12 protein-coding genes are annotated in these 13918 nt (G+C 62.3%); 2 read left to right on the forward strand and 10 right to left on the reverse strand.

The annotated features are described in order from the left end of the window. Positions 1-20: 20 nt before the first annotated feature. From N4Q37_RS22720 to leuC, 6 genes are all read right to left on the reverse strand, one after another. Positions 21-1031 (reverse strand): aspartate-semialdehyde dehydrogenase, encoded by a 1011-nt coding sequence (locus N4Q37_RS22720; protein ID WP_260961892.1) that lies wholly within the window; start codon positions 1029-1031, stop codon positions 21-23. Between the two features lie 175 nt (positions 1032-1206). Beyond that, positions 1207-2319, reverse strand: a complete 1113-nt coding sequence (asd, locus tag N4Q37_RS22725; protein ID WP_260961894.1) for an aspartate-semialdehyde dehydrogenase — start codon at positions 2317-2319, stop codon at positions 1207-1209. A 54-nt stretch (positions 2320-2373) separates the two neighbouring features. After that, positions 2374-3456: a 3-isopropylmalate dehydrogenase gene (gene leuB, locus N4Q37_RS22730; RefSeq protein WP_260961895.1), complete on the reverse strand. Its 1083-nt coding sequence runs from the start codon at positions 3454-3456 to the stop codon at positions 2374-2376. Positions 3457-3522: 66 nt separating this feature from the next. Then, a complete protein-coding gene (locus N4Q37_RS22735; protein WP_260961896.1) occupies positions 3523-4287 on the reverse strand; it encodes a class I SAM-dependent methyltransferase in 765 nt (254 codons plus the stop codon). 95 nt (positions 4288-4382) lie between these two features. Further along, positions 4383-5027: a 3-isopropylmalate dehydratase small subunit gene (gene leuD / locus N4Q37_RS22740; RefSeq protein WP_260961897.1), complete on the reverse strand. Its 645-nt coding sequence runs from the start codon at positions 5025-5027 to the stop codon at positions 4383-4385. 11 nt (positions 5028-5038) lie between these two features. Beyond that, positions 5039-6457, reverse strand: a complete 1419-nt coding sequence (leuC, locus tag N4Q37_RS22745; protein WP_260961898.1) for a 3-isopropylmalate dehydratase large subunit — start codon at positions 6455-6457, stop codon at positions 5039-5041. Positions 6458-6613: 156 nt separating this feature from the next. On the opposite strand from leuC, the gene N4Q37_RS22750 reads away from it, so the two are divergent. Together N4Q37_RS22750 and N4Q37_RS22755 are read left to right on the forward strand one after the other, a co-directional pair. After that, positions 6614-7504 carry a LysR family transcriptional regulator gene (locus N4Q37_RS22750; protein ID WP_260961899.1) on the forward strand — a complete coding sequence of 297 codons (891 nt, stop codon included), beginning with the start codon at positions 6614-6616 and terminating at the stop codon, positions 7502-7504. A 69-nt stretch (positions 7505-7573) separates the two neighbouring features. Continuing rightward, positions 7574-10852 carry an EAL domain-containing protein gene (locus tag N4Q37_RS22755; protein WP_260961900.1) on the forward strand — a complete coding sequence of 1093 codons (3279 nt, stop codon included), beginning with the start codon at positions 7574-7576 and terminating at the stop codon, positions 10850-10852. Positions 10853-10910: 58 nt separating this feature from the next. Here the strand turns inward: N4Q37_RS22755 and N4Q37_RS22760 are convergent, their stop codons facing one another. From N4Q37_RS22760 to N4Q37_RS22775, 4 genes are all read right to left on the reverse strand, one after another. Beyond that, entirely contained in the window at positions 10911-11357 is a 447-nt protein-coding gene (locus tag N4Q37_RS22760) for an Hsp20 family protein (RefSeq protein ID WP_260961901.1), read from the reverse strand. Positions 11358-11477: 120 nt separating this feature from the next. Continuing rightward, positions 11478-12437 (reverse strand): tRNA dihydrouridine synthase, encoded by a 960-nt coding sequence (locus N4Q37_RS22765; protein ID WP_260961902.1) that lies wholly within the window; start codon positions 12435-12437, stop codon positions 11478-11480. A 107-nt stretch (positions 12438-12544) separates the two neighbouring features. Beyond that, positions 12545-12994, reverse strand: a complete 450-nt coding sequence (locus tag N4Q37_RS22770; RefSeq protein WP_260961903.1) for an acyl-CoA thioesterase — start codon at positions 12992-12994, stop codon at positions 12545-12547. An 85-nt stretch (positions 12995-13079) separates the two neighbouring features. Next, positions 13080-13913, reverse strand: coding sequence for an alpha/beta fold hydrolase (locus tag N4Q37_RS22775; protein WP_260961904.1), 834 nt, complete (start codon positions 13911-13913; stop codon positions 13080-13082). Positions 13914-13918: the final 5 nt, after the last annotated feature.

A 13918-nucleotide genomic window follows, 5' to 3' on the forward strand; every position in this document is an offset into this window, starting at 1 on the left:
AAATTGACGCCAAGTATCTTTTACGGCAAGTCTTTTATCAACAACTCAGCCACCTGCACGGCATTGAGCGCCGCACCCTTGCGCACGTTATCCGACGTCAGCCACATATTGAGTTCCGCCGGATCGTCGATGCCGCCACGTACCCGACCGATGTAGACCACATCCTGTCCCACAGCATCACCCACCGGAGTCGGATAGTCGCCCGCCTCCACCAGCTCGACGCCGGGCGCCGTTTGCAGGGCGGCGTTGACCTTCGTCAGGTCGATTGCATGCGCAGACTGCACGGTCACGCTAAAGCTATCGCCGAAAAACACCGGGGCTTGAATGCAAGTGACTGAAATTTTTAATAAAGGTTGGTCCAGAACCTGGCGCAGCTCGCGAACCAGGCGCTTTTCCAACAGCGTATGCCCCTGTTCATCCGGGGTGCCGACCTGGGCCAACAGGTTGAACGCCATCTGTCGATCGAAGAACGTGGGCTCCAGCGGTCGGACGTTAAGCAACTCAGCGGTCTGGCGCGCCAGTTCGGTGACGGCGACGCGCCCCAGGGCGGACACGGCCAGACTGGCGGTGACGCTGATGCGCTGCACATCCAGGCAATCGCGCAGCGGCGCCAGGGCAACCGCCAATGCAATGGCCGAAGCGCTGGGACTGCTGACTTGAAACGGCGTGCCCAGCCCGGAGAGCACTTGGGCATTGGCTTCCGGCACGATCTGCGGCGCCTGTTCCGCTGGCAAGGCGCCAGACAGGTCGATCAACGCGCACCCGGCTGCCGTGGCACGCGGCGCGAAGCTCAAGGTCACCGCCGGACCGGCGGCGAAGAATGCCAGTTGGACCTTGCTGAAATCGAACTCATCGACCTCGCGCACCCGCACGTTTTTACCGCGAAACATCACCGAACTGCCCGCCGACTCGCTGCTGGCCAGCAGGTGCAGGTTACCCATGGGAAAATCCCGCTCTTCAAGAATCTGCACGAGGGTTTCGCCGACAGTGCCGGTGGCGCCGATCACGGCAATATCAAAGGACTGGCTCATGGGTCTACCTCAGGTAAAACGTGGGGAGCGGCACTTTACCGGGTGGTTGGCAGCCAGGCAATTGAACAGACAGCAACCTTATGTGGCGAGGGAGCTTGCTCCCACATAGTGAAGTGCCCCCATAAAAAAACCCGCACCTCTCACAAGGCGCGGGTTCTTCTACAACATCAGCCGATCAACGCTCGAGCAGGATCCGCAGCATGCGACGCAGCGGTTCGGCCGCGCCCCACAGCAACTGGTCGCCGACGGTGAAGGCGCCGACGAATTGCGAACCCATGTTCAGCTTGCGCAGGCGCCCCACCGGCACGTTCAGGGTGCCGGTGACCTTGGTCGGGCTCAGCTCCTGCATGCTCGTCTCGCGGTTGTTCGGCACCAGCTTGACCCAAGGGTTGTGCTGGCTGATCAGCCCTTCGATGTCGGCGATCGGCACGTCCTTGTTCAGCTTGATGGTCAGCGCCTGGCTGTGGCAACGCATGGCGCCGATGCGCACGCAGATGCCGTCCACCGGGATCGGGCTCTTGAAACGGCCCAGGATCTTGTTGGTTTCGGCCTGAGCCTTCCACTCTTCACGGCTCTGGCCGTTAGGCAGTTCCTTGTCGATCCAGGGGATCAGGCTGCCAGCCAGTGGCACGCCGAAGTTCTCGGTCGGGTAGGCATCGCTGCGCATCGCCTCGGCAACCTTGCGGTCGATGTCGAGGATGGCGCTGGCCGGGTTGGCCAGGTCATCGGCGACAGCGGCGTGGGTCGCGCCCATCTGCCGGATCAGCTCACGCATGTTCTGCGCACCGGCACCGGAAGCCGCCTGGTAGGTCATGGCACTCATCCATTCCACCAGGCCAGCCTCGAACAGGCCACCCAGGCCCATCAGCATCAGGCTGACGGTGCAGTTGCCGCCGATGTAGTTCTTGGTACCGGCATCCAGTTGCTGGTCGATGACCTTGCGGTTCACCGGATCGAGGATGATCACCGCGTCATCCTGCATGCGCAGGCTGGAAGCGGCATCGATCCAGTAGCCCTGCCAACCGGCTTCACGCAGCTTGGGGAAGACTTCGCTGGTGTAGTCGCCGCCCTGGCAGGTCAGGATCACGTCGAGGGTCTTGAGCTCTTCAATGCTGTAGGCATCCTTGAGCGCACCGGTGTCCTTGCCCACGGACGGGCCCTGGCCACCGACATTGGAAGTGGTGAAAAACACCGGTTCAATGAGATCGAAATCCTGCTCTTCCAGCATTCGCTGCATGAGCACGGAACCGACCATACCGCGCCAACCGATCAGACCTACACGTTTCATCGCAACTACACCTTTACAAAAGTGGGCCACCGTCGAAGCAGTGGGCCCGAAAGATTACAGATTCCGCAGCGCCGCGACTACTGCATCGCCCATTTGCTGCGTACCGACTTTGGTACAACCTGCCGACCAGATATCACCCGTGCGCAAGCCCTGGTCCAACACCACACTGACGGCCTTCTCGATTGCATCGGCCGGCTCATTGAGGTTGAAGCTGTAACGCAACATCATCGACACCGACAAAATCGTCGCCAACGGGTTGGCAATGCCCTGCCCGGCGATGTCCGGCGCCGAACCGTGGCAAGGCTCGTACATGCCCTTGTTGTTGGCGTCCAGGGAGGCCGACGGCAGCATGCCGATGGAACCGGTGAGCATCGACGCTTCGTCGGACAGGATGTCGCCGAACATGTTGTCGGTGACGATCACATCGAACTGCTTCGGCGCGCGCACCAGTTGCATGGCGGCGTTGTCGACGTACATGTGGCTCAGCTCGACGTCCGGGTAATCCTTGGCCACCTGCTCGACCACTTCACGCCACAGTTGGCTGGAGGCCAGCACATTGGCCTTGTCCACCGAACACAGTTTCTTGCCACGCACACGGGCCATGTCGAAACCGACCCGGGCGATGCGGCGGATTTCGCTTTCGCTGTATGGCAGGGTGTCATAGGACTGGCGTTCGCCATTATCCAGCTCACGGGTGCCACGCGGGGCGCCGAAGTAGATACCACCGGTCAGCTCGCGGACGATGAGGATGTCCAGGCCCGAGACGATTTCCGGCTTCAGGCTCGAAGCGTCGGCCAGTTGCGGGTAGAGGATCGCCGGACGCAGGTTGCCGAACAGGCCCAGTTGCGCACGGATCTTCAACAGGCCGCGCTCGGGGCGGATGTCACGCTCGATCTTGTCCCATTTCGGACCACCGACGGCGCCCAGCAGCACGGCATCGGCCGCACGGGCACGGTCCAGGGTCTCGTCGGCCAGGGGCACGCCGTGCTTGTCGATGGCCGCGCCACCGATGACGTCGTGGCTGAGTTCGAAACCCAGGCCGTACTTGTCGTTGGCCAGTTCCAGCACCTTGACCGCCTCGGCCATGATTTCCGGGCCAATGCCATCGCCAGGGAGAATCAGAATCTGCTTGCTCATGCTTTCCTCGTTTGCTCTGTCAGCGCGCCCCAGGCTGGGTGCCTCCGGGCGGGCCGGAAAATAGTGTTATCGCTCGGCCCACAGCACCAGTACATCTGTACTGAACGAACCATCGGCCTCAATTTCAAAATATTCACGCACTTCATCGCCCATCGAACGCTGCAGCTCAAGGATGGCCGCGCGCATCACCTCGGGGGTGCGCATGCGCTCGACCCAGGAGCGGTATTCCAGGCGCAGGCGCTGGCGCGAAGTGCTGCGGGTGTGCAATCCCGCGTCACTGACCTGGCGCAACCACTCGCAGGCCGAATAATCGCGCACATGGCTGGTGTCGCGCAGTACTTCGATGCTTTGCAGGTAAGTGTCCAGCAAGGGCATGCCCGGCGACAGGATGTCGATGAACGCCACCACCCCGCCCGGCTTGAGCACGCGGCGCACTTCCCGCAATGCCAGGCCCAGGTCGCTCCAATGATGCGCCGAATAGCGACTGAACACGAAGTCGAACTCACCGTCGGCGAATGGCAGGCGCTCGGCGGCACCGCGCACCGTGGCGATATTGCCCAGGCCACGCTCCGCAGCCGCCGCAGCCACCACGTCAAGCATCTGCTGGGACAGGTCATAGGCCACCACTTCAGCGGCCAACGGCGCCACGTGGAAGCTCACATGGCCGGCGCCGCACCCCAGGTCCAGCACGCGGGCATCGCCCCGACCGGCCAGCGCAGCCTGTAGCAATGCGAATTCGGCACCCTGGGCGTGCACGGCACTGCTCAGGTAGGCCGCGGCCTGTTCACCGAATTGCTTTTGTACAACCTGACTGTGGGCGGTGCTGGTCATGGGGACTTCCTTTTTTGGGGTTTAGCCTTATGGTCTCTGTTCTGGCCTGCTCCGGGCAGCGATCCGACGATGGCGTCGCTATGCCCTACAGAAAATCAAGCATCGCGAAACAACCAGGGCTGACTCGCCCGATGCTTGGCTTCGAACGCCGCGATCGCGTCGCTGTCCTGCAAGGTCAGGCCGATGTCGTCCAGGCCGTTGAGCAGGCAATGCTTGCGGAACGCGTCGATCTCGAAACTCAGCACCTTGCCGTCGGGACGGGTTACGGTCTGGGCGGCCAGGTCGATCTGCAACTGATAACCCGGGTTCGCCTCGACCTGCTGGAACAGTTCATCGACTTGGGAGTCGCTGAGGATGATCGGGAGCAAGCCGTTCTTGAAGCTGTTGTTGAAGAAGATGTCGGCATAGCTCGGCGCGATGATGCTGCGGAAACCGTACTCTTCCAGGGCCCATGGCGCGTGCTCACGGCTCGAGCCGCAGCCAAAGTTCTCGCGGGCCAGCAGCACGCTGGCGCCTTGGTAACGCTCGGCGTTGAGCACGAAATCCTTGTTCAGCGGCCGCTTGGAGTTGTCCTGGTACGGCTGGCCGACATCCAGGTAGCGCCACTCATCGAACAGGTTCGGGCCGAAACCGGTGCGCTTGATGGACTTCAAGAACTGCTTGGGAATGATCTGGTCGGTGTCGACGTTGGCACGATCCAAAGGCGCGACAAGACCGGTGTGCTGGGTAAAAGCTTTCATGCTGCGCTCCTTCAGATCAATTCGCGGACGTCGACGAAACGGCCGTTGACAGCCGCCGCCGCGGCCATGGCCGGGCTCACCAGGTGGGTACGACCACCGGCGCCCTGGCGGCCTTCGAAGTTACGGTTGGAGGTGGACGCGCAATGCTCGCCCGACTCCAAACGGTCCGGGTTCATCGCCAGGCACATCGAGCAGCCGGGCTCACGCCATTCGAAACCGGCTTCGAGGAAAATCTTGTCCAGGCCTTCCGCTTCCGCCTGGGCCTTCACCAGGCCCGAGCCCGGCACCACGATGGCCTGCTTGATGGTCGAGGCAACCTTGCGACCCTTGGCGATCACTGCTGCAGCGCGCAGGTCTTCGATCCGCGAGTTGGTGCAGGAACCGATAAACACGCGGTCGAGCTGGATGTCGGTGATCGCCTGGTTGGCGCTCAAGCCCATGTATTTCAAGGCGCGGACGATGGAGTCGCGCTTGACCAGGTCCATTTCCTTGGCCGGATCCGGTACGTTCTGGTCCACCGCCAACACCATCTCAGGCGAAGTGCCCCAGCTGACTTGCGGCTTGATCTGCGTTGCGTCGAGCTCGACCACGGTGTCGAACTTGGCATCGGCATCGGAGACCAGGTCTTTCCAGGCCTCGACCGCCACGTCCCATTCCGCGCCTTTTGGCGAGAACGGACGACCCTTGACGTATTCCACAGTTTTTTCATCGGCCGCCACCAGGCCAACGCGGGCGCCGGCCTCGATGGACATGTTGCAGATGGTCATGCGGCCTTCCACGGACAAGTCGCGGATCGCGCTGCCGGCGAACTCGATGGCATGGCCGTTGCCGCCAGCGGTACCGATCTTGCCGATCACCGCGAGGACGATGTCCTTGGCGGTCACGCCGAACGGCAACGTGCCCTCGACGCGTACCAGCATGTTCTTCATTTTCTTGGCGACCAGGCACTGGGTGGCGAGTACGTGCTCGACCTCGGAGGTGCCGATGCCATGGGCCAAGGCACCGAAAGCGCCGTGGGTCGAGGTGTGCGAGTCACCGCAGACCACGGTCATGCCGGGCAAGGTCGCGCCCTGCTCCGGGCCGATGACGTGGACGATGCCCTGGCGCACATCGTTCATCTTGAATTCGACGATGCCGTATTCGTCACAGTTGTCATCGAGGGTCTGGACCTGCAAGCGCGAGACCTGGTCGACAATGGCGTCGATGCCGCCCTTGCGCTCCGGCGTGGTCGGTACGTTGTGGTCCGGGGTCGCGATGTTGGCATCGATGCGCCACGGCTTGCGGCCGGCCAGGCGCAGGCCTTCGAAGGCTTGCGGCGAGGTCACTTCGTGGATGATGTGACGATCGATGTAGATCAGCGCCGAGCCATCGTCGCGCTGCTTGACCAAATGCGAATCCCAGAGCTTGTCGTAGAGCGTTTTGCCGGCCATCAGACGGTTCCTCATCAGCTTGTTTCTATGCCCCGGGTCTTGAGCGTTTCAATAACCCTTTGGCTTGTGAGGCTGATGCTATGGGGTTACATTGAATAACTCAAATTCATATTTTTTATACTTTGCATAACCAGTTGGAATTCGACCAGGACGGACATGGACCTCGCCAACCTCAACGCTTTTATCGCCATCGCCGAGACGGGCAGTTTCTCCGCTGCCGGCGAGCACCTGCACCTGACCCAGCCGGCCATCAGCAAGCGGATTGCCGGGCTGGAACAGCAGCTCAAGGTGCGCCTGTTCGACCGGCTGGGCCGCGAAGTGGGCCTGACCGAAGCCGGCCGGGCCCTGCTGCCGCGGGCCTATCAGATCCTCAACGTGCTGGACGACACCCGTCGTGCGCTGACCAACCTGACCGGCGAAGTGAGCGGACGCCTCACGCTCGCCACCAGCCATCACATCGGCTTGCATCGCCTGCCGCCGCTCTTGAGGGAATTCACCCGACGCTACCCACAGGTCGCGCTGGATATTCAGTTCCTCGATTCGGAAGTGGCCTACGAAGAGATCCTCTACGGCCGGGCCGAACTGGCGGTCATCACCCTCGCCCCCGAACCCCATGCGCTGATGCGCGCCACACCGGTGTGGGACGACCCCTTGGATTTCGTGGTCGCACCGGAGCACGCCTTGCTGGAGAGGGACGCGGTGAGCCTGGCGGACATCGCCTTGCACCCGGCGGTGTTCCCCGGTGGCAACACCTTTACCCACCACATCGTCCGCCGCCTGTTCGAGGCCCAGGGCCTGACGCCGAACATCGCCATGAGCACGAATTATCTGGAAACCATAAAAATGATGGTCTCCATCGGCCTGGCCTGGAGCGTCTTGCCGCGCACCATGCTCGATGAGCAGGTCGCACGCATCCCTTTGCCGGGCATACAACTGAGTCGCCAGCTAGGCTATATCCTGCACACCGAACGGACGCTGTCGAACGCCGCACGGGCTTTCATGGCCCTCTTGGATGCGCAAATCGATCTGCCAGGGAAAACGGCATAAGTTGTGCTAATCCTATAGAGCCGCCACCCCTGTGCCTAACGCCCAAACCTGCTCAAGGCCCGCCAGATAATGCCCAAACCCGCCGACCCTCTCCCGCCCCTGCCGCGTATCCAGGCGCTTGATCCCAAGCGCTCCGAGCAAAGCTGGGACAGTGCGCCGCAGTTGCTGGCCGCGCTGAACGGTGCGCGGCTGGGCGCCTGGTCGTGGGACATCGACACCGGGCGAATCAGTTGGTCCCGTGGCACCCAGGCGTTGTTCGGCTTCGACCCGCGCCAGCCGCTGCCAGCGGATGTCGACTACCTGGACCTGTTGCTGCCCGAAGACCGGGCCAAGGCGATACGTGCCTTCCATGCCGCCGTGATCGGCGCGCCGCTGGAACAGGCAATGCACCATCGCATCGTCTGGCCGGACGGCAGCCTGCACTGGCTGGAGATCAGCGGCAGCGTACAACCCGACAAGCATGGCCGTCCGCGCATGATCGGGGTCATCCGCGAAATCACCCACCAGCGCGAACGGGAACAGGCGTTGCGCAGCTCGGAAAAACGCTTTGCCACGCTGTTCCATCTCAGCCCGAACATGGTGCTGTTGACCCGTCAGGAGGATGGGATGATCAGCGAGGCCAACCAGTATTTCGAAAGCCTGTTCGGCTGGCCACTGCACGATGTGATCGGCCGCACCACCCTGGAACTGGGCCTGTGGGTCGACCCCGGGCAGCGAGCGAAACTGGTGGAGGCAACCAAAGCCAAGGGCGAACTGGTGAACATGGAGGCGGAGTTCAGGGCCAGCAACGGCCAGATCCACACGGGCCTTCTCAGCTCGCAGAAAGTCGAAATCGAAGGCCAGCCCTACCTGCTGAGCACCTTCCTCGACACCACCGAGCGCAAACTGGCCGAACAAGCCCTCAAGGACAGTCAGGAACGTTTGGACCTGGCCCTGGACTCGGCGCAACTGGGCACCTGGGACTGGCACATTCCCAGCGGCATGCTCTACGGCTCGGCCCGTGCCGCGCAACTTCATGGCCTGGAGCCCAAGCCGTTCCACGAATCGTTCGATGCGTTTTTCGATGGCGTCCCCACCGAAGAACGCAACAACATGCGCAACGCCTACCGCAGCTTGCGCGAAGGCCCGGCGGGCAATTATCAACTGACCTACCGCGTACAATTGCCCGACGGCAGCTCCCGCTATCTGGAAAGCCGCGCTCGCCTCTATCGCGACGACGACGGTAATCCCTTGCGCATGGCCGGCACCTTGCTGGACATCACCGACCAGGTTGAACGCGAACAGAGCCTGGCGGCCTCGGAAGAGAAGTTCGCCACGTTGTTCCAGGTCAGTCCCGACCCGATCTGCGTGACCCAGCAGGACTCGGGCCGCTTCCTCGAAATCAATTCCAGCTTCACGCAAACCTTCGGTTGGGCGGCGAGCGACGTGATCGGCCTCACCGCCGACGAAATCGGTCTGTGGGAGGCCTCGGGCAGCAGCCTGCAACGCATCGAACGGGTGATCCGCGAACAATCCCTGAGCAATGTCGCCATCGTCGTCCACCACAAGGATGGCCATCTACTGACCTGCGTGATCTCCAGCCGGCAGATCAACGTCGGCAACCAGCCCTGCATCGTGACCACCCTGCGCGACATCACCCAGCAACAACGCTCCGAAGCCGCCCTCAAGGCCAGCGAGGAGAAATTCGCCAAGGCGTTTCACTCCAGCCCCGACGCCATCACCATCACCGAGTGCGAAAGCGGCCGCTACCTCGAGGTCAACGATGGCTTCTGTCGCCTGACCGGCTACCGCGCCGACGAAGTGATCGGCCACACCGTCTACGAAGTGGGCATCTGGGCGGAAGAAAAGCAGCGCGCGGCGCTGTTGGCCGAACTGCAACTCAAGGGCCGGGTGCATCACCAGGAAATGCTCGGGCGCAACAAACGTGGGGAAATCCTCACAGTGGAGGTGTCGGTCGAACCCATCACGCTCAACGAAACGGCCTGCCTGTTGCTGACGGCCCGGGATGTCAGCCTGCTGCGCAACGCCGAAGCGCAGATCCGCCACCTGGCCTACCACGACCCCTTGACCAACCTGCCCAACCGGGCCCTGTTGCTGGATCGGTTGAGCCAACAGATTGCCCTGCTCAAGCGCCACAACCTGCGTGGCGCCCTGCTGTTTCTCGACCTGGATCACTTCAAGCACATCAATGACTCCCTCGGCCACCCGGTGGGCGATACGGTGCTGAAAATCATCACCGCGCGCCTGGAGGCCAGCGTGCGCTTGGAAGACACCGTCGCGCGGCTGGGCGGCGACGAGTTCGTGGTGTTGCTCAGCGGCCTGGAAGGCTCCCGCAGCGAGGTCAGCGAGCAAGTGCAGCGCCTGGCCGACACCGTGCGCGAACTCCTTTCCGAGCCGATGTTCCTCGACGGCCAGCGGTTGCAGGTGACGCCGAGCATCGGCATCGCGCTGATCCCCGACCACGGCGCCACGCCCACCGACCTGCTCAAGCGCGCCGATATCGCGCTGTATCGCGCCAAGGATTCAGGACGCAACACCTCGCAAATGTTCCATGCCTCCATGCAAAAAGCCGCCAGCGAACGGCTGCGCATGGAAAGCGATCTTCGCCAGGCCTTGGCCCGTGGCGAATTCAGCCTGCACTTCCAGCCGCAGGTCGACGCCCGCGACAACCGCATCATCGGCGCCGAAGCCTTGGTGCGCTGGCATCACCCGGAACTGGGGGCGCAATCGCCCAACGAATTCATCAAGGTACTGGAAGAGAGCGGGCTGATCCTGGAAGTCGGGACCTGGATCCTCGACGAAGCCTGCGACGGCTTCAAGCAACTGATTGCCAAGGGCAAGGTCGATCCCCGGCGATTCAGCCTGTGCGTGAACATCAGCCCGCGGCAGTTCCGCCAGAGCGACTTCGTCGAACGCATCGAAAGCAGCCTCGCCACCCACGGCTTGCCCAGCACCATGCTCAAGCTGGAAATCACCGAAGGCATCGTGATCCAGAACCTGGACGACACCATCGGCAAGATGCGCCGCCTCAAGAAACTCGGGGTGAGTTTCGCCATGGACGACTTCGGCACCGGTTATTCGTCGCTGACCTACCTTAAGCGTCTGCCCGTGGACACGCTGAAAATCGATCAGTCATTCGTACGCGATGCCACCAGCGACCCCAACGACGCCGAAATCATCCGAGCCATCGTCGCCATGGCCCATAGCCTCAACCTGGAAATGATCGCCGAAGGCGTGGAAACCCTGGAGCAATTGCAATTCCTGCAAGGCCTGGACTGCCATCTGTACCAGGGTTACCTGCACAGCCGGCCGTTGCCGTTGGAGGCGTTTGAGCGGTTGTTGCCGTGATACAGCCCCAGACATGAAGAAGGGCGCCATTTAGGCGCCCTTCTTCAGTTGCGATGCATCAGTTTTGCAGCGCAGGTTGCGCCCCATTGATCGGGATGCGCTTGGCTTTCGCCTCTTCCGGGATCACCCGCAACAGGTCGATGCTCAACAGACCGTTGCTCAGGCCGGCGGACTTGATCTCGATATGATCCGCCAATCGGAAGGACAGCTTGAAGGCACGCTGGGCGATGCCCTGGTGCAAGTAAGTGACGCTGTCGTTACTGGCTTCGCGCTTGCCACCGCTGATGGTCAACACGCCTTTTTCTACCTGCAGGTCCAGGTCTTCTTCCCGGAACCCGGCGGCGGCGACCACGATGCGGTATTGGTCATCACCGTATTTTTCCACGTTGTAGGGTGGATAGCTGCTGCCTGGTTCGTTACGCAGGGCGGTTTCGAACAGGTCGTTGAAACGGTCGAAGCCTACCGAGGAACGGAACAGAGGGGCCAGCGAAAATGCAGTACTCATGATTCAAATCTCCTGAAAAGTTCAGCAAGGTTTTTTGTCTCCGCGACCCGAATTCGGCATCGCGTAACCCCTATCTAGGGTCCGCCCAATACTTTTCAAGAGCTTTTTTTGAAATTTTTTTCAGGCCGCTTCGGTGCGCTGCACTCCCAGCAAATGCCCCACCGCGTCCAGGTCGGTTTCGCGGCGCAACGCCGTAAACAACGCCACCGCCTCGGGGTAATTGCGGGTCAGCATCGCCAGCCACTGCTTCAAGCGACCGGGTGCCTGGCGCGGCGTCAGTTGCTCGACCACCTGCACCCAGAAGTCCTGGAGCATCGACTGCAACTCGGCCCAACTCATCTCGACCACCTCCTCGCCGGCCCGGGCGGCGGCGATCTGCCGGGCCAGGTCAGGACGCGACACCAGACCGCGACCGAGCATGATGTCCTCGACCCCGCTGATCTCGCGGCAACGGCGCCAGTCCTCCACGCTCCAGATATCGCCATTGGCGAACACCGGCACCTTCACCACCTCCTGAACCCTTGGAATCCACTCCCAATGGGCCGGTGGTTTGTAACCGTCGACCTTGGTCCGCGCATGCACCACGATGTGCGCCGCGCCCCCTTCGGCCAGGGCCGTGGCACACACCAGCGCACCGTCCGGGCTGTCGAAACCCAAGCGCATCTTGGCGGTGACCGGGATGTGTTTCGGCACCGCACGGCGCACGTGCTCGACGATCTCGTTGAGCAACTCCGGTTCCTTGAGCAACACCGCCCCGCCCCGGGACTTGTTCACGGTCTTGGCCGGGCAGCCGAAGTTCAGGTCGATGACCTCCGAGCCCAACTCACAGGCCAACGCGGCATTTTCCGCCAGGCACACCGGATCGGACCCCAGCAACTGCACCCGCAGCGGCACGCCGGTAGCCGTCCGGGCACCGGTCAACAGCTCTGGGGCCAGCTTGTGGAAATAGGCAGGTGTGAGCAGGCGGTCATTGACGCGGATGAACTCGGTCACGCACCAGTCGATACCACCGACCCGGGTCAGGACATCCCGCAGGATGTTATCGACCAACCCCTCCATGGGTGCCAAGGCAATTTGCATGGAAAAACACACTCAACTAAAAAAACGTGCGGCAGTTTACCGGATTTTGCCCATGCCATCGGCCATTCACCGACCCGTGGGCAAAGCTCGCTCGCGATGGCAGTGAGTCAGTCTACAAAAATGCCAGAGGGTTTCAGCGCCGGACCGTAGCCTTCGATGAATTCCGGCGGCATGCGCTTGGGCCGGCCGGTGGACAGTTCGATACAGACGAAGGTGGTCTGGGCCCGCAATAAGGTGGTGTTGTCGCTGGGGCGGATCAGTTGGAAATGCCGGGTCATTTTCAATCGCTGGTCCCAGTCGACAATCCAGGTCGCCAGTTGCAGCTCGTCGCCTTCGTAGGCGGCCGACAGGTAATCGATTTCGTGGCGCACGACCGCCATGGCCCGGTCGAGGCGGCGGTATTCCACCAGATCCAGCCCCAGGCGCTGGGAATGGCGCCAGGCGCAGCGTTCGAGCCAGGTCACATATACCGCGTTATTGGCATGACCCAGTCCGTCGATGTCTTCGGCGTTTACTTGAAGATCAATGATGAACGGCGTTTCCCGATCCCAGCCCATGCCCCTCTCCCGGTCGAATGTGAATCGGGGCAGTGTAACGGATCCACGCCTCGCCGCCATCGCGGGCAAGCCTCGCGCCCACGGCTCAAGCGGATTGCCGCGCCTGCAGGCTGCGCCCGGCCAGCAGGGACAGCACGCCGTCGATCACCTGCGGATCGGCCAGGACCCGCTGGTGCCCACCTTGCGGCAACCGCAGCAGGCGACTGTCGAACCAGGCCTCGTGAATCAATTGCGACTCCTTGACCGAAACGAAGGTGTCGTCCTCGGCATGAACGATCAGCCCGGGCACGTCCAGTTGGTAATGGGCGACATCCATCTTCGCGGCCTGCATGCCCACATCGCGCTCAACCTGGCGAATGAACGCCGAACGCGCCCGGGGCGGCAACCCCATGAACCGGGCGAAACCGCGCAGCACGCCCAGGATGCGCGCCGGGGCGGCGATGCTGACCAGCGTCTCGGTACGCAAGCCCAACTGGACCGCGAGCATCGCACTGGCACCGCCCATGGAATGGCCGATTACCGCTTGCAGCGGTGGCAGTTCAGCCGCCGCTTCAAGCATGGCCCTGGCGAACAGCAGCACATTCGCCTCACGACCCGGGGAGCGACCGTGGGCCGGACCGTCCAGCGCCACCACCGTGTAGCCGGCGTCGACCAGCGCGGTGATCAGTGCCGCGAACTGGGTCGGCCGCCCTTCCCAGCCATGCATCAGCAGCACCGCAGGCCCTTGCCCCCAGCGCAAGACCGAGAGGCCAAAACGCAAGGTGATGCGCTCAGACGTCGCCAGCAATGGCAGCTCCCAGTCGCGTGGCGGCAAGCTCCGGGGACGCATGAACAGTGTCCGCATTTTCTTCGCCACCAGGTCCGGAGCGACCCGACCCAGCGTGCCATTGACACCACGAATCCAGCTAAGCCTGTTCATTATCT

The organism is Pseudomonas citri (assembly GCF_025336485.1).
Taxonomy (GTDB): Bacteria; Pseudomonadota; Gammaproteobacteria; order Pseudomonadales; family Pseudomonadaceae; genus Aquipseudomonas; species Aquipseudomonas citri.